Here is a 15,147-nt window from a genome sequence, read left to right as displayed (position 1 = left end):
GCTGCATGACATCCTGCCAGACTAATTGCCCACGCATAAGGAGCCACCATGTTTTTAATCAATGGCCTTGAGCAGGACACGCTGCCTGCCAGCGACAGGGCGATACAGTTCGGTGATGGTTGCTTTACGACGGCGCGCATTCTGGACGGCGATGTCTGCCTGCTGGAGGCGCACATTCGACGCCTGCAGCATGGCTGTGAAAAGCTCATGATCCCCTTTACGCACTGGGACACGTTGCGACAGGAAATGTGCCAGTTGGCAAGCGGGAAGGACAGCGGCGTACTCAAAGTCATCATCAGCCGCGGCAGTGGAGGCCGGGGTTACAGCGCCGCATCGTGTATCAACCCTACGCGTATTCTCTCCGTTTCTGCTTATCCCGCGCATTACACTCGCTGGCGAGAAGACGGCATCACGCTGACGCTGAGCCCAGTACGACTGGGACGAAACCCGATGTTGGCCGGGCTTAAGCATCTCAATCGCCTGGAGCAGGTGCTCATTCGTACTCATCTTGAACAGACGGACGCCGATGAGGCGCTGGTTCTTGACAGCGAAGGGTTCATTACGGAATGCTGTGCGGCTAATTTACTCTGGCGGCAGGGGGAAGAGGTGTTCACTCCGTCGCTGGAACACGCTGGCGTAAATGGGTTAATGCGTCAGTTTTGTCTGCAACAGCTGGCACGCTCTGGCTTTCGCGTTGTCGAAGTTAGCGCAGGAGAAGCAGCGCTACAGAACGCCGATGAAGTCATCATCTGCAATGCGCTTATGCCTGTTGTACCCGTCCGTGCGTATGGCCAACAACGCTGGTCTTCACGCGAGCTGTTTCAGTTTTTAGCCCCGATATGTGAGCAAACCAGATAGTCATGAAAAAAATGTTGCGCGTTGTCCTTATCCTCATCGTTGCGCTGGGCGTCGCCGGCGGAGCAGGCGTATGGAAAGTTCGCCAGCTGGCGAACAGCAAGATCCTGGTTAAAGAGGAAACGATCTTTACCCTGAAAGCGGGAACCGGCCGTCAGGCGCTTGGGGAACAGCTCTATGGCGACAAGATTATTAATCGTCCACGCGTATTCCAGTGGCTATTGCGCGTGGAACCTGAGCTGTCACATTTCAAAGCCGGTACCTATCGCTTTACGCCGGGAATGACCGTCAGAGAGATGCTGCAGCTGCTGGAAAGCGGTAAAGAAGCCCAGTTCCCCCTGCGGTTTGTGGAAGGGATGCGCCTGAGTGATTACCTCAAACAGCTGCGTGACGCGCCGTATATCAAACATACGTTAAAAGACGATAGCTATCAGACGGTGGCAGAAGCGCTGAAGTTTGAACATCCGGAATGGGTGGAAGGCTGGTTCTGGCCAGACACCTGGATGTACACGGCAGGCACGACCGATGTGGCTATCCTGAAGCGGGCGCACAAAAAAATGGTTGCCGCCGTAGATGCCGCCTGGGAAGGGCGGATGGAAGGATTGCCTTACAGCGATCCGAACCAGTTCGTGACTATGGCCTCGATCATCGAGAAAGAGACGGCCGTCGCTGCTGAGCGCGATCGGGTTGCGTCAGTATTTATCAACCGTCTGCGCATCGGGATGCGTCTGCAAACCGACCCTACCGTTATTTACGGCATGGGCGAGAGCTACACGGGCAAAATCTCAAGAAAAGATCTGGAGACGCCAACGGCGTATAATACCTACGTGATTAGCGGTTTACCGCCGGGCCCGATCGCCACGCCGAGCGAGGCGTCGCTCAAAGCCGCCGCGCATCCGGCTAAAACACCGTATCTCTATTTTGTGGCTGATGGAAAAGGGGGGCATACCTTTAACACCAACCTTGCCAGCCACAATCGCTCTGTTCAGGACTATCTGAAGGCACTTAAGGAAAAAAATGCGCAGTAAATACATTGTCATTGAGGGACTCGAAGGGGCGGGTAAAACCACCGCCCGCAACGTGGTGGTGGATACGCTCAAAGCGCTTGGCGTGGCGGACATGGTATTTACCCGCGAGCCGGGCGGCACGCAGCTGGCTGAAAAGCTGCGCAGCCTGGTACTTGATATCAAATCCGTCGGCGACGAAGTTATCACTGACAAAGCCGAAGTGCTGATGTTCTACGCGGCGCGCGTTCAGCTGGTTGAGACGGTGATCAAACCCGCCCTGGCCGAGAGCAAGTGGGTTATCGGCGACCGTCACGATCTGTCGACTCAGGCGTATCAGGGCGGAGGACGCGGCATCGACCAGACAATGCTGGCAACGCTACGTAATGCCGTACTGGGTGATTTTCGCCCCGACCTGACGCTCTATCTGGATGTGACCCCGGAAGTGGGTCTCAAACGTGCCCGCGCGCGCGGCGAGCTGGACCGCATTGAACAAGAGTCGTTTGATTTCTTTAACCGCACCCGTGCGCGCTATCTTGAGCTGGCCGCACAGGACAGCTCAATTTGTACCATCGATGCGACGCAGTCTCTGGACGACGTTACGCGCGACATTCAGCACACCATTACGCAGTGGGTGCAGGAGCAGCAGGCATGAAATGGTATCCATGGTTGCGCCCACACTTTGAACAGCTGATCGGCAGCTATCAGGCGGGTCGGGGGCATCATGCGTTACTGATTCAGGCGTTGCCAGGAATGGGTGATGATGCGTTGATTTATGCCATCACCCGTTTTCTGATGTGTCAGCAGCCGGAAGGGCACAAGAGCTGTGGTAAATGCCGTGGCTGCCAGCTGATGCAGGCGGGCACGCATCCTGACTACTACACCCTTGAGCCTGAGAAGGGTAAAAGCGCGCTCGGTATCGATGCCGTGCGTGAAGTCAGTGAAAAATTGTATGAACACGCGCGACTGGGCGGCGCAAAAGTGGTCTGGCTTAAAGACGCCACGCTGCTTACCGAGGCGGCGGCTAACGCCCTGCTTAAAACCCTGGAAGAGCCGCCGGTTAAAACGTGGTTTTTCCTCTCATGCCGTGACCCGGGACGATTGCTGGCGACGTTGCGTAGCCGTTGTCGTCTTCATCACCTTGCAGTACCTCAGGAATCGTGGGCGCTGAGCTGGCTTGAACGAGAGGTGACAACGTCACCTGAGAGTGCGCTGTCCGCCTTGCGCCTGAGCAGCGGCGCGCCCGCGGCGGCGCTGGCACTACTGCAGCCTGACGTCTGGTCAGAGCGAGAAACGCTCTGCCGGGCCGTAGATGCGTCGCTGAACAGTCACGACTGGCTAAGTTTACTGCCTGCGCTTAACAGCGATCGGGCCGTTGATCGTCTGCACTGGCTGGCCTCCCTACTGCTGGATGCGCTCAAAATCCAGCAGGGGGCTACGCTTCTGACCAACCCGGACGCGTTGCCGCTGGTGAATACGCTGGCGAACCGCCTCTCAGGGAAGATTCTTCACGCGATGCTCCATGACATCTGCCAGAGCCGTGAACAGCTTTTAACCGTGACGGGTCTTAATCGCGAGCTTTTACTGACCGACCAGTTACTGCGTATCGAACATTACCTGCAACCCGGCGTCACACCGCCAGTTTCCCATCTCTGAGAGAGACATTATGTTTTTAGTCGACTCACACTGCCATCTTGATGGCCTGGATTATCAATCCCTGCATAAAAACGTGGATGACGTGCTGGCAAAAGCCGCTGCCCGCGATGTGAAATTCTGTCTTGCGGTGGCGACGACGCTGCCGGGCTACCGCTCCATGCGTGAGCTGGTGGGCGTTCGCGATAACGTGGTGTTCTCCTGCGGCGTGCACCCGCTGAATCAGGACGAGGCCTACGACGTTGAGGATCTGCGCCGACTGGCAGCAGAAGAGGGCGTGGTAGCGATGGGCGAGACCGGTCTGGACTATTTTTACACGCCGGAAACCAAACCGCGCCAGCAGGAGTCCTTTCGCAACCATATTCGCATTGGCCGGGAACTGAATAAGCCGGTTATCGTCCACACCCGCGATGCGCGCGCGGATACCCTGGCTATCCTCCGGGAAGAAAACGTGACGGATTGCGGTGGCGTACTACACTGTTTCACAGAAGACAGAGAAACGGCGGGGAAGCTGCTTGATTTGGGGTTTTATATCTCGTTTTCGGGGATCGTGACGTTCCGTAACGCTGAGCAGCTGCGTGATGCTGCGCGTTATGTTCCGCTCGATCGTATTCTGGTGGAGACGGATTCTCCTTACCTGGCACCGGTACCGCATCGCGGTAAAGAGAACCAGCCCGCTATGACGAGAGACGTGGCTGAGTACATGGCCGTACTGAAGGGCGTCAGCATCGATGAGCTGGCCCGCGTGACGACGGAAAACTTCTCCACGCTGTTCCATATCGACCCCGCCCGCCTGCAATCTGTTTGATACACCTGTTTTTTTTAGGCTCGTAATTAATAAGTAAAGCGAGTAAAGTTCACCGCCTCATTTGGGGCGGTGAGTGTGTATTTAGACACATCCGGACATGCTTTTTGTAAATAACTGAAAGTTTTTCGACCGCCTTAAGCTGAAACGTGATAGCCGTCAAACAAACTCAGAGGGAATTATTTTACTCTGTGTAATAAATAAAGGGCGCTTAGATGTCCTGTCCACGGCACGGTACTCCCCCCGGGCCAATGCGTGAAAGCGTAAAAAAAAGCACAAATACTCAGGAGCACTCTCAATTATGTTTAAGAATGCATTTGCTAACCTGCAAAAGGTCGGTAAATCGCTGATGCTGCCAGTATCCGTACTGCCTATCGCAGGTATCCTGCTGGGTGTCGGTTCTGCTAACTTCAGCTGGCTGCCAGCCGTAGTGTCCCACGTGATGGCCGAAGCAGGCGGTTCTGTCTTTGCTAACATGCCACTGATCTTCGCGATCGGTGTGGCTCTGGGCTTCACCAATAACGACGGCGTTTCTGCGCTGGCTGCAGTGGTTGCCTACGGCATCATGGTGAAAACCATGGCTGTGGTTGCGCCGCTGGTTCTGCATTTACCGGCAGAAGAGATCGCCGCGAAACACCTGGCGGACACCGGTGTTCTGGGCGGTATCATCTCCGGTGCGATTGCAGCGTATATGTTTAACCGCTTCTATCGCATCAAGCTGCCTGAGTATCTGGGCTTCTTCGCGGGCAAGCGTTTCGTTCCGATCATCTCTGGTCTGGCAGCGATTTTCACTGGCGTGATCCTGTCCTTCATCTGGCCACCAATCGGCTCTGCTATCCAGACCTTCTCTCAGTGGGCTGCTTACCAGAACCCGGTTGTGGCGTTTGGTATCTACGGCTTCATCGAGCGTTGCCTGGTACCATTCGGTCTGCACCACATCTGGAACGTTCCATTCCAGATGCAGATTGGTGAATTCACCAACGCAGCAGGTCAGGTATTCCACGGCGATATCCCACGTTACATGGCGGGCGACCCAACTGCAGGTAAACTGTCTGGTGGCTTCCTGTTCAAAATGTACGGTCTGCCAGCAGCTGCGATTGCTATCTGGCACTCTGCTAAGCCAGAGAACCGTGCAAAAGTGGGCGGTATCATGATCTCCGCAGCGCTGACCTCGTTCCTGACCGGTATCACCGAGCCGATCGAGTTCTCCTTCATGTTCGTTGCGCCGATCCTGTACGTTATCCACGCGATTCTGGCGGGCCTGGCGTTCCCAATCTGTATCCTGCTGGGTATGCGTGACGGTACGTCCTTCTCTCACGGTCTGATCGACTTCATCGTTCTGTCCGGTAACAGCAGCAAACTGTGGCTGTTCCCAATCGTGGGTGCGTGCTATGCCGTTGTTTACTACACCATCTTCCGCGTGCTGATTAAAGCACTGGACCTGAAAACTCCGGGTCGTGAAGATGCGACAGAAGACAGCAAAGCTGGCGCTACCAGCGAAATGGCTCCGGCACTGGTCGCAGCGTTCGGCGGTAAAGAGAACATCACTAACCTGGACGCGTGCATCACTCGTCTGCGTGTGAGCGTTGCCGACGTAGCGAAAGTAGACCAGCCGGGTCTGAAAAAACTGGGCGCAGCGGGCGTAGTTGTTGCAGGTTCTGGTGTACAGGCAATCTTCGGTACCAAATCCGATAACCTGAAAACCGAAATGGATGAGTACATCCGCAGCAACTAAGTTGTGACCTGGGGAGACTAAGGCAGCCGAATGGCTGCCTTTTTTATTTGTGTCTTAAAAAACGCCACTGAGACGCGAGAGCGGTCACTCTTCAGTCAGCTGATGAACATTCAGGAAAGAAATCGAGGGAGGAGGTTGAAAGGACAGGAGAAACTCGCTCATACTCTTGGATTGTGTCACACACCGATCCCGGGAGTGTGTTTACAGCGGACGCATTGCGCCAGATTAAACAAAAAAGGAAAAGGTCATGGCTGAAGAAACGATTTTCAGTAAAATTATCCGCCGCGAAATCCCGTCGGATATCGTCTATCAGGATGAACTGGTGACGGCTTTCCGGGACATTTCCCCTCAGGCCCCGACGCACATCCTTATCATTCCCAATATTCTGATTCCGACTGTAAACGACGTAAAAACCGAGCATGAAGTGGCGTTAGGTCGTATGCTGACGGTGGCTGCCAGAATCGCTGAACAGGAAGGGATTGCAGAAGATGGTTACCGTCTGATCATGAACTGCAACCGCCATGGTGGCCAGGAAGTTTATCATATTCACATGCATCTGCTGGGTGGACGTCCTCTGGGGCCGATGCTGGCACATAAAGGTCTTTGACATGCTGAAAGGGCGTATTGCAGCGCTGGTAATGGCGATGATGATTGTGGGGTGCAGCTCGCGTCCGGCGATCCCCGTGAATGATGAACAGACGCTGGTCATGGAGTCCTCCGTGCTTGCCGCGGGCATCACGGCGCAACAGCCCGCGTTGACCATCAGTGAAATCAACTCATCTGCCTCCTCTACGCTCTTTAATGAAAGACATGAACCGGTGACGGTCCACTACCGTTTTTTCTGGTATGACGTAAGAGGTCTTGAAATGCATCCGCTGGAGGCGCCGCGCAGCGTCACCATTCCGGCCAGGTCGTCGGTAACGCTCTATGGCAGCGCCAACTATCTGGGTGCGCATAAGGTGAGACTTTATCTTTATCTCTGAGGGGTGAACCTTGATTAAAAATTTGAGCCGCTATGCGCTCGTGACAGCTTTCGCTCTGTTTCTTGCAGGGTGTGTGACCCGAACTGAACAGCCTGCGCCTGTGGAAGAGGCTAAACCGGGTACTGAACAGCCGACACCGCCAACGCAGCAGCAGCCAACCGTGCCGTCTGTACCGTCTATTCCGGCGCAGCCAGGTCCGATTGAACATCCGGACCAGACGTCGCAGCCCACGCCGCGCGTGCGCCATTACGACTGGAACGGGGCGATGCAGCCGATGGTAGGCAAAATGCTGCAGGCGCAGGGCGTGACGGCGGGCAGCGTATTGCTGGTCGACAGCGTGAACAACCGTACCAACGGTTCGCTGAACGCGGGTGAAGCCACGGAAACCCTGCGCAATGCTCTGGCTAACAACGGCAAGTTTACGCTGGTCTCGGCTCAGCAGCTCGCGGTCGCCAAACAGCAGCTGGGCCTGTCGCCGCAGGATAGCCTCGGTACCCGCAGCAAGGCGATCGGCATTGCCCGTAACGTTGGCGCACAGTATGTGCTGTACTCTAACGCCACCGGTAACGTGAATACCCCAGCCCTGCAGATGCAGCTGATGCTGGTTCAGACAGGCGAAATTATCTGGTCAGGTAAAGGTGCGGTTACGCAACAATGACGGCACGCGTGAAGAGATTCTGACGCGCTATTTTCCTCAGTACCGCCTTATCGCGCCGCAGGCCCATTCCGGGCTTGGCGGCGCGAGTTGCATTATAGAACAGGGCGAACGACGTCTGGTCTTGCGGCAAAATCACGACCCCGACGCGCCTGCCTCCCATTTCCGTCGTCAGTTTCGTGCCCTGAGACGTCTTCCGGCGGATCTCGTACCTGCCCCTCGTTTTTTCAGACAGGGCTGGATGGCCGTCGACTATCTGGAAGGTGAAGTTAAAAGCGCGCTGCCGGACACGCCGGAGCTTGCGGCGGTGCTGTATCATCTGCACCGGCAGCCACGTCTGGGATGGCGAATTACGTTATTCCCGCTGCTTGAACATTACTGGCAGCAAGCCCTGCCTGACAGACGTACTCCAGTGTGGCTGGCACATCTCAGGCGGCTGCGTAAAACGGGCGAGCCGCAGCCGATTCGGCTCGCGCCGCTGCATATGGATGTTCATGCCGGGAATATTGTTCATACGCCAGCGGGCATCAGGCTTATCGACTGGGAGTATGCCGGAGATGGCGATGTGGCGCTGGAGCTGGCGGCCGTCTGGACGGAGAGTGAAGCCGCGCGGCAGATGCTCATCAGGGGCTACGCCCGGGTGGCACATATTGACCCCGACGCGCTGAGGCGTCAGGTCAGGCGCTGGCGACCCTGGGTCGTCATGTTAATGGCTGGCTGGTTTGAAATGCGCTATCGGCAGTCCAGAGACAAACAATTTATTGCGCTGGCAGACGATGCCTGGCGTCAGTTACAAACTAAAGGATAAGAGAGGTGGATGTGGGTCCAGTCATGTTGGATGTTGAAGGGTTTGAGCTGGATGCGGAGGAGCGTGAAATTCTGGCGCATCCGCTGGTGGGTGGCCTGATCCTGTTTACTCGCAACTATCACGATCCGGCGCAGCTGCGCGAGCTGGTGCGTCAGATCCGCGCCGCGTCGCGCAATCATCTGGTGGTGGCCGTCGATCAGGAAGGCGGGCGCGTGCAGCGTTTCCGCGACGGTTTTACCCGCCTGCCCGCAGCCCAGTCATTCGCCGCGCTGCTCGGCACGGAAGAGGGTGGAAAACTGGCGCAGGAGGCCGGCTGGCTGATGGCCAGCGAAATGATTGCCATGGATATCGACATCAGCTTTGCCCCGGTGCTGGATGTAGGGCATATCAGCGCTGCCATTGGCGAGCGCTCATACCATGAAGACCCGTGTATTGCGCTGGCAATGGCCACCCGGTTCATCGACGGCATGCACGACGCAGGCATGAAAACCACCGGGAAACACTTCCCGGGTCACGGGGCGGTGACGGCGGATTCTCACAAAGAGACCCCGCGCGATCCGCGCCCGGAAGCGGAAATTCGCGCCAAAGATATGTCGGTTTTCCAGTCGCTTATCACCGATAACAAGCTTGATGCCATTATGCCCGCGCACGTGATTTACAGCGACGTCGACCCGCGTCCTGCCAGCGGTTCTGCGCACTGGCTGAAAACCGTTCTGCGTCAGGAACTGGGCTTCAACGGCGTGATTTTCTCTGACGATTTGTCGATGGAAGGGGCCGCGATCATGGGCAGCTACGCTGAACGCGGTCAGGCATCGCTGGATGCAGGTTGCGATATGATCCTGGTCTGCAATAATCGTAAAGGTGCCGTTAGCGTGCTGGATAACCTGTCGCCGATCAATGCAGAGCGTGTTACACAATTGTATCATAAAGGTTCATTTAGCCGTCAGGAGCTGATGGATTCGGCGCGCTGGAAGACGGTCAACGCCCGGCTTGAAGACCTGAATGAGCGCTGGCAGGCACATAAAGCCAGCCTGTAAACCCTCCCGGAAGGCGTAGCGTGGTGAGAAGACGATGATCATCTATTTACACGGTTTTGACTCAAACAGTCCTGGCAATCATGAGAAGGTGCTGCAGCTGCAGTTTATCGATCCGGATGTACGGTTGATCAGCTACAGCACGCGTCATCCGAAGCATGATATGCAGCATCTGCTCAAAGAGGTGGACAAGATGTTGCAGCTCAACGTCGACGATCGCCCGTTGATTTGCGGCGTAGGGCTGGGCGGCTACTGGGCGGAGCGGATTGGCTTCCTGTGCGACATTCGCCAGGTGGTGTTCAATCCTAACCTGTTCCCGAACGAGAACATGGAAGGCAAAATTGACCGTCCGGAAGAGTATGTCGATATTGCGACCAAGTGCGTGAGCAACTTCCGTGAGAAAAACCGCGACCGCTGTCTGGTGATCCTTTCCCGTAATGATGAAGCGCTCAACAGCCATCGGGCAGCAGAGCTCCTGCATCATTACTATGAGATCGTCTGGGACGAAGAACAGACCCACAAGTTCAAAAACATCTCTCCGCATCTGCAGCGTATCAAAGCGTTTAAAACGCTGGGTTAATCAATTACCCGCATGCATCAAAGCCCGGCCGCGAAAGCGTACCGGGCTTTCTTTTTGACCAGAATTGTCTACTTTTAAGCCATCAAAACTTGATGCATATCAATTTTGGTATGACCAATGCGCCTGACGTGGTATTCTCAATGCACCTGAATGGTTTCAGTGCTGTAACCTGTTGTTAATTAAGGGTTATTTTTATAACTTTTAATTAACAATTGGTTAATAATTTGAGGGGGTCACGTTGACTACGCCATTGAAAAAGATAGTGATTGTAGGCGGTGGTGCTGGCGGGCTGGAGCTGGCTACACAGCTGGGCAAGAAGCTGGGTCGCGGTAAAAAAGCCAAAATTACGCTGGTGGATCGTAACCACAGCCACCTGTGGAAACCGCTGCTGCACGAAGTGGCGACCGGTTCTCTGGATGAGGGCGTGGACGCGCTCAGCTATCTGGCGCACGCGCGCAACCATCATTTCCAGTTCCAGCTGGGCTCGGTGGTGGACATCAACCGTGAAAGCAAAACCATCACCCTGGCAGAGCTGCGCGATGAAAAAGGGGAGCTGCTGGTTCCCGAGCGTAAACTGGCGTACGACACGCTGGTCATGGCGCTGGGCAGTACCTCCAACGACTTCAACACGCCGGGCGTGAAAGAGCACTGTATCTTCCTCGATAACCCGCACCAGGCGCGCCGTTTCCATCAGGAAATGCTGAACCTGTTCCTGAAGTACACCAGCAATATGGGTGCGAACGGTAAGGTGAATATCGCCATTGTCGGCGGCGGCGCGACGGGCGTTGAGCTGTCAGCGGAGCTGCACAATGCGGTGAAGCAGCTGCACAGCTACGGTTACAAAGGGTTAACTAACGAAGCGCTGAACGTCACGCTGGTTGAAGCCGGTGAACGTATCCTGCCTGCGCTGCCTCCGCGTATTTCCGGTGCGGCGCACAATGAGCTCACCAAACTGGGCGTGCGGGTGCTGACGCAGACCATGGTGACCAGCGCCGACGAAGGCGGCCTGCACACCAAAGACGGCGAGTATATCAAAGCGGATCTGATGGTCTGGGCGGCTGGTATCAAAGCGCCTGACTTTATGAAAGAGATCGGCGGTCTGGAAACCAACCGCATTAACCAGCTGGTTACGGAGCCAACGCTACAAACCACGCGCGATCCTGAAATCTTTGCCATCGGTGACTGTGCCTCCTGCGCGCGTCCTGAAGGTGGATTCGTGCCGCCGCGCGCGCAGGCCGCTCACCAGATGGCAAGCCTGGTGCTGCACAATATTCTGGCGCAGTACAAAGGCAAGCCAATGAAAGCCTATGTCTACAAAGACCACGGTTCACTGGTGTCACTGTCAAACTTCTCTACCGTCGGCAGCCTGATGGGCAACCTGATGCGCGGCTCAATGATGGTAGAAGGGCGCATTGCCCGCTTCGTGTATATCTCCCTGTACCGCATGCACCAGATTGCGCTGCACGGCTACTTCAAAACCGGGCTGATGATGCTGGTGGGCAGAATCAACCGCGTGATCCGTCCGCGTCTGAAGCTGCACTAATCTTTCACTCCCTCCGGGCCCTCCGGAGGGAGTTTTTAGCATTTCATGCTGTAGATCACAGTTTGACTGCTTAAGAGTTCTCCTAAATACAATATATCTCCTCTCAACGCCCCTTTTTTGATCCTTTATCTTATTGGCGAAGCCGTGCCTCCATTGCAAAATTGTTACCAATAGCAACAAAGGAGGAAGTCCCGTGAATAAATCAATGTTGGCGGGTATAGGGATTGGCGTCGCGGCTGCGTTAGGTGTGGCTGCCGTTGCCAGTCTCAACGTATTAGATCGCGGCCCGCAGTATGCACAGGTGGTTTCTGCTACACCGATTAAAGAAACCGTAAAAACGCCTCGTCAGGAGTGCCGTAACGTCTCCGTGACGCACCGTCGTCCGGTGCAGGATGAAAACCGCATTGCCGGTTCTGTTCTGGGTGCAGTAGCGGGTGGCGTTATTGGTCACCAGTTTGGCGGCGGCCGGGGTAAAGACGTGGCGACTGTGGTCGGCGCGCTGGGTGGCGGCTATGCCGGTAACCAGGTGCAGGGCGCGATGCAGGATAATGATACCTACACCACGACTCAGCAACGCTGCAAAACCGTCTATGACAAGTCGGAAAAAATGCTGGGCTATGACGTGACCTACAAAATTGGCGATCAGCAGGGCAAAATCCGCATGGATAAAGACCCGGGCACGCAAATTCCACTGGATGGAAACGGCCAGCTGGTTCTGAATAACAAAGTGTAAAAAAGATGTTCTCTGAATTTAGCTCCTCATGCGCTCAGGCTGAGGAGCTTTTTTTTTGCTTCAGATTTTCAGTAGCTCAGGCCACAGCCGCAGCGTGGTTTCGCTAATATGCTGCAGTTTTTCCAGCGTGGCCCCTTCGCGGGCGCTGATCGACATCCCCTGCAAAATACAGCTCAGGTATTGCGCCAGCAGCTGAGGGTTGCATTGCGCGGGGATTTCACCGCGCTGCTGGCGCTGAGCCAGAAATGCGCTGAGGGTCTCCTCCTGCATGGCATGCCGTGATTTCACCGTATTGGCAATCTCTTTAGAGGACGCCGCAAGGGTGGCAGAGGTGTTAATCATAAAGCAGCCCGCAGGCGTTTCTTTACTGGTGAAACAGGTTGCGACGGCGGTGAAATAGTCCCGAAGTGCCTGTTCAACGCTTTTCTCTTCGCAGAACAGCTGGGCTTCGTGTTTCGCCGCAAAGCGCGAAATGTATCTGTCCAGCACCGCCCTGAACAGCCCCTCTTTATTGGTAAATTCGGCATACAGCGTCGGCGCTTTGGCTCCGGTGGCTTCTACCAGATCGGAAAGCGAGGTTGCTTCATACCCATGTTGCCAGAAGAGAGTCATGGCCTTATCAAGCGCTGCATCCCTGTCAAACACTTTTGGTCGGCCACGGCTTTTCTTCGCACAACTCGTGACATCGGTTGTCATTTGCCGTTGGTCCTCTGTTGGTTTGGTGAATGACCATTATAAAAATAAACGCAACCCACCACCAGTGCAGAATGCTTAAAAATAAATTAATCATATATGTATGAAAAATAACAATTTTAAAATTTAGTTAACGCTCGTTATAAAATTATGTTGACGCGTGACCTGGATCACATTTATGATTTACCTATCGATCGTTAACTAAATGATTAACGACCTCCAAATTCATCTGCTAAAGGTAAACAACATGAAAAACGTAAAAACCCTCATCGCTGCCGCTGTCCTGAGTTCACTCTCTTTCGCAAGCTTTGCTGCTGTACAGGTACAATCCACCCCTGCTGACCAGCATAAAGTCGGGACAATCTCTGCGTCTGCAGGTACTAACCTGGGTTCCCTGGAAGATCAGCTGGCGCAAAAAGCGCAAGAGATGGGTGCAAAATCTTACCGCATCACCTCAGTGACCGGTCCTAACACCCTGCACGGCACGGCGGTCATCTACAAATAAGCCGTGCATAAACCCTCATTTATGCCACTGCAATAAAAAACGCCCTGCTCAGCAGGGCGTTTTTTTATTTCTGATTTACATCGACTGCGGGACGACATCGTGATGCCGGGTGACATCGGTCGGCATGCCTGACCGGGCTTCCATCGCACGCTCCATCACCACGCTGTTGGTATTCGCATTCGTTTTTGAAACTTACCATCGCGGCATTCAGGTTAATGGGCAGCGTCTGCGGATCGTCGCCAATGTTTTTCGATAACGGCTGATGGATCTCAACCAGCCGCACGCCGCCGGGCTCCTCTGAAACTTTAATCGGCGTATTGATAATATTCACTTTGGTTCCCGGCGTAACGACGTTAAACAGCGTTTTGATATCGTCATCGCGCAGACGAATACAGCCGGAGCTGACGCGCATGCCGATGCCAAAGTCCGCATTCGTTCCGTGCAGCAGGTAGACGCCGCCGTATGCCGCGAGGCGTATCGCGTGGTGCCCCATCGGGTTATCCGGACCTGCCGGCACCACGGCAGGAAGATCGATCCCCTGGGCCTTATAGCGGGCACGAATGTTGGCCGTCGGGGTCCAGGTTGGATTCGCGCGTTTATCCGAGACGGTGGTGACCATCGTCGGCGTCAGCGTGTCGCCGCCCAGCTGACCAATACCGATAGGGTAGACCGTCACTTCGTTTTTACCCGGCGGGTAATAGTACAGACGCAGCTCGGCCAGGTTTATCACCATCCCCTCGCGCGGGGCATCCGGCAGGATAGTCTGTAACGGGATGGTCAGTACGCTGCCCGCGCGCGGGACGTACGGGTCGACGCCGGGGTTCGCCTGCAGCAGGGCCAGAAAACCGACGTTATATTTTTTGGCAATCGCTTCCAGCGAACCGCCATTATTTTCAACCACATGAAAGCGGTTTTCACCCACGACCTTGCTGCCGGGAGGGGGAAGGGGCCAGGTGTTTGCCCGAGCGGGAAGCGCAACCGCGACGGTGGCTGCCAGCGCAAACAGAGTCATCCAGCGAGTAAAACGCGAAGAGGTCATCATCACCATAATCCATGTAAATGATAAGGTTATTGTTTTGTAAGGCGTTAAACATAATTATGGCGAATGGGTGTGTCGGGAAGATCGGGTGAAGTGCAAAGAGTTTGTAAATTGTCCCCCGTAGCGCCGGGCTAACAGGGGGAAGGGATCCCCATAAAATAATGCCTGAACGGACGACCCTCTCTCCCTTGAGGGAGAGGGTTGGGGTGAGGGGGAACATACGGCTCTGGTGGTCATTCCGTTCACTTCATGTTCCTTGCTACTCTTTAACGACATAACCGGTGAACGAGCCAGGGTGGCTCAATCGCCACCACCCTGGTGACCCGGGCTCCCGGCGGTAAATCGCCGCTTCGCGGATTGTTCGCCCCATCCCTGGGGCTCACCCCTTCGGGGCCAGCGCAAGCGCTGTCCAAAATTGCTCCCGGCAATTTTGTCTTCGGCTTATTCCTTCCGGCTTTTCGGGGACGGGCGGAGGTAACATCCCTGTAAAGCCCGCCCTCCCGGCGCATCCCTGCGCCTCGC

Annotated in this window: 16 protein-coding genes and 1 pseudogene; 15 read left to right on the top strand and 2 right to left on the bottom strand. The window is 55.2% G+C overall.

Annotation, left to right across the window (positions count from 1 at the left end; all coding sequences use genetic code 11):
• Positions 1-48 precede the first annotated feature (48 nt).
• From pabC to SPH27_RS05905, 14 genes are all read left to right on the top strand, one after another.
• The gene (gene pabC / locus SPH27_RS05970) at positions 49-858 is read left to right on the top strand and encodes an aminodeoxychorismate lyase (RefSeq protein WP_096151214.1); all 810 of its coding nucleotides are present in this window, start codon (positions 49-51) and stop codon (positions 856-858) included.
• Between the two features lie 2 nt (positions 859-860).
• Positions 861-1,883, top strand: coding sequence for a cell division protein YceG (gene yceG / locus SPH27_RS05965; RefSeq protein WP_048979223.1), 1,023 nt, complete (start codon positions 861-863; stop codon positions 1,881-1,883).
• Complete coding sequence (gene tmk, locus SPH27_RS05960; RefSeq protein WP_182072538.1) at positions 1,873-2,514, top strand: dTMP kinase; 642 nt, start codon at positions 1,873-1,875, stop codon at positions 2,512-2,514. The genes yceG and tmk overlap by 11 nt, the downstream gene beginning before the upstream one ends.
• A complete protein-coding gene (holB, locus tag SPH27_RS05955) occupies positions 2,511-3,515 on the top strand; it encodes a DNA polymerase III subunit delta' (protein ID WP_094934967.1) in 1,005 nt (334 codons plus the stop codon). Before tmk ends, holB begins: the two co-directional genes overlap by 4 nt.
• 10 nt (positions 3,516-3,525) lie before the next feature.
• Positions 3,526-4,320, top strand: coding sequence for a metal-dependent hydrolase (locus SPH27_RS05950; RefSeq protein ID WP_029739870.1), 795 nt, complete (start codon positions 3,526-3,528; stop codon positions 4,318-4,320).
• A gap of 298 nt (positions 4,321-4,618) precedes the next feature.
• Positions 4,619-6,052 (top strand): PTS glucose transporter subunit IIBC, encoded by a 1,434-nt coding sequence (gene ptsG, locus SPH27_RS05945; protein ID WP_023311158.1) that lies wholly within the window; start codon positions 4,619-4,621, stop codon positions 6,050-6,052.
• Between the two features lie 247 nt (positions 6,053-6,299).
• A complete protein-coding gene (gene hinT, locus SPH27_RS05940; RefSeq protein ID WP_033145218.1) occupies positions 6,300-6,659 on the top strand; it encodes a purine nucleoside phosphoramidase in 360 nt (119 codons plus the stop codon).
• A gap of 1 nt (position 6,660) precedes the next feature.
• Entirely contained in the window at positions 6,661-7,035 is a 375-nt protein-coding gene (locus SPH27_RS05935) for a YcfL family protein (RefSeq protein ID WP_023311159.1), read from the top strand.
• Positions 7,036-7,045: 10 nt separating this feature from the next.
• Positions 7,046-7,693 carry a penicillin-binding protein activator LpoB gene (gene lpoB / locus SPH27_RS05930; RefSeq protein ID WP_023311160.1) on the top strand — a complete coding sequence of 216 codons (648 nt, stop codon included), beginning with the start codon at positions 7,046-7,048 and terminating at the stop codon, positions 7,691-7,693.
• A complete protein-coding gene (thiK, locus tag SPH27_RS05925; RefSeq protein WP_182072540.1) occupies positions 7,674-8,498 on the top strand; it encodes a thiamine kinase in 825 nt (274 codons plus the stop codon). Before lpoB ends, thiK begins: the two co-directional genes overlap by 20 nt.
• An 11-nt stretch (positions 8,499-8,509) precedes the next feature.
• Entirely contained in the window at positions 8,510-9,535 is a 1,026-nt protein-coding gene (nagZ, locus tag SPH27_RS05920; RefSeq protein ID WP_182072587.1) for a beta-N-acetylhexosaminidase, read from the top strand.
• A 34-nt stretch (positions 9,536-9,569) separates the two neighbouring features.
• Positions 9,570-10,112: an alpha/beta hydrolase YcfP gene (gene ycfP / locus SPH27_RS05915; protein WP_008500781.1), complete on the top strand. Its 543-nt coding sequence runs from the start codon at positions 9,570-9,572 to the stop codon at positions 10,110-10,112.
• Between the two features lie 238 nt (positions 10,113-10,350).
• Entirely contained in the window at positions 10,351-11,655 is a 1,305-nt protein-coding gene (locus tag SPH27_RS05910; RefSeq protein WP_023335290.1) for an NAD(P)/FAD-dependent oxidoreductase, read from the top strand.
• A 193-nt stretch (positions 11,656-11,848) separates the two neighbouring features.
• Positions 11,849-12,388 (top strand): glycine zipper 2TM domain-containing protein, encoded by a 540-nt coding sequence (locus tag SPH27_RS05905; RefSeq protein WP_008500779.1) that lies wholly within the window; start codon positions 11,849-11,851, stop codon positions 12,386-12,388.
• Between the two features lie 60 nt (positions 12,389-12,448).
• Here SPH27_RS05905 and SPH27_RS05900 read toward each other — a convergent pair whose 3' ends face one another.
• Complete coding sequence (locus SPH27_RS05900) at positions 12,449-13,084, bottom strand: TetR/AcrR family transcriptional regulator (RefSeq protein WP_029739866.1); 636 nt, start codon at positions 13,082-13,084, stop codon at positions 12,449-12,451.
• Between the two features lie 244 nt (positions 13,085-13,328).
• Here SPH27_RS05900 and bhsA point away from each other — a divergent pair, with 244 nt between their 5' ends.
• Positions 13,329-13,586: a multiple stress resistance protein BhsA gene (gene bhsA, locus SPH27_RS05895; protein WP_023616599.1), complete on the top strand. Its 258-nt coding sequence runs from the start codon at positions 13,329-13,331 to the stop codon at positions 13,584-13,586.
• Positions 13,587-13,661: 75 nt separating this feature from the next.
• Here the strand turns inward: bhsA and ldtC are convergent.
• A pseudogene (ldtC, locus tag SPH27_RS05890) lies at positions 13,662-14,628 on the bottom strand (L,D-transpeptidase LdtC).
• Between the last annotated feature and the right edge of the window lie 519 nt (positions 14,629-15,147).

The sequence above is a fragment of the Enterobacter sp. A103 genome, from assembly GCF_034427535.1.
Classification (GTDB): Bacteria; Pseudomonadota; Gammaproteobacteria; order Enterobacterales; family Enterobacteriaceae; genus Enterobacter; species Enterobacter asburiae_B.
Note: the sequence above shows the minus strand (reverse complement) of the source record. Positions and strands in the feature narration are given on the sequence as shown.

Bases quoted from the DNA above. Each gene is read 5' to 3' on its own strand.
- ptsG (WP_023311158.1), top strand. From the start codon at position 4,619: ATGTTTAAGAATGCATTTGCTAACCTGCAAAAGGTCGGTAAATCGCTG.
- SPH27_RS05935 (WP_023311159.1), top strand. From the start codon at position 6,661: ATGCTGAAAGGGCGTATTGCAGCGCTGGTAATGGCGATGATGATTGTG.
- SPH27_RS05900 (WP_029739866.1), bottom strand. From the start codon at position 13,084: ATGACAACCGATGTCACGAGTTGTGCGAAGAAAAGCCGTGGCCGACCA.
- bhsA (WP_023616599.1), top strand. From the start codon at position 13,329: ATGAAAAACGTAAAAACCCTCATCGCTGCCGCTGTCCTGAGTTCACTC.
- hinT (WP_033145218.1), top strand. From the start codon at position 6,300: ATGGCTGAAGAAACGATTTTCAGTAAAATTATCCGCCGCGAAATCCCG.
- ycfP (WP_008500781.1), top strand. From the start codon at position 9,570: ATGATCATCTATTTACACGGTTTTGACTCAAACAGTCCTGGCAATCAT.
- yceG (WP_048979223.1), top strand. From the start codon at position 861: ATGAAAAAAATGTTGCGCGTTGTCCTTATCCTCATCGTTGCGCTGGGC.
- tmk (WP_182072538.1), top strand. From the start codon at position 1,873: ATGCGCAGTAAATACATTGTCATTGAGGGACTCGAAGGGGCGGGTAAA.
- holB (WP_094934967.1), top strand. From the start codon at position 2,511: ATGAAATGGTATCCATGGTTGCGCCCACACTTTGAACAGCTGATCGGC.
- pabC (WP_096151214.1), top strand. From the start codon at position 49: ATGTTTTTAATCAATGGCCTTGAGCAGGACACGCTGCCTGCCAGCGAC.
- SPH27_RS05950 (WP_029739870.1), top strand. From the start codon at position 3,526: ATGTTTTTAGTCGACTCACACTGCCATCTTGATGGCCTGGATTATCAA.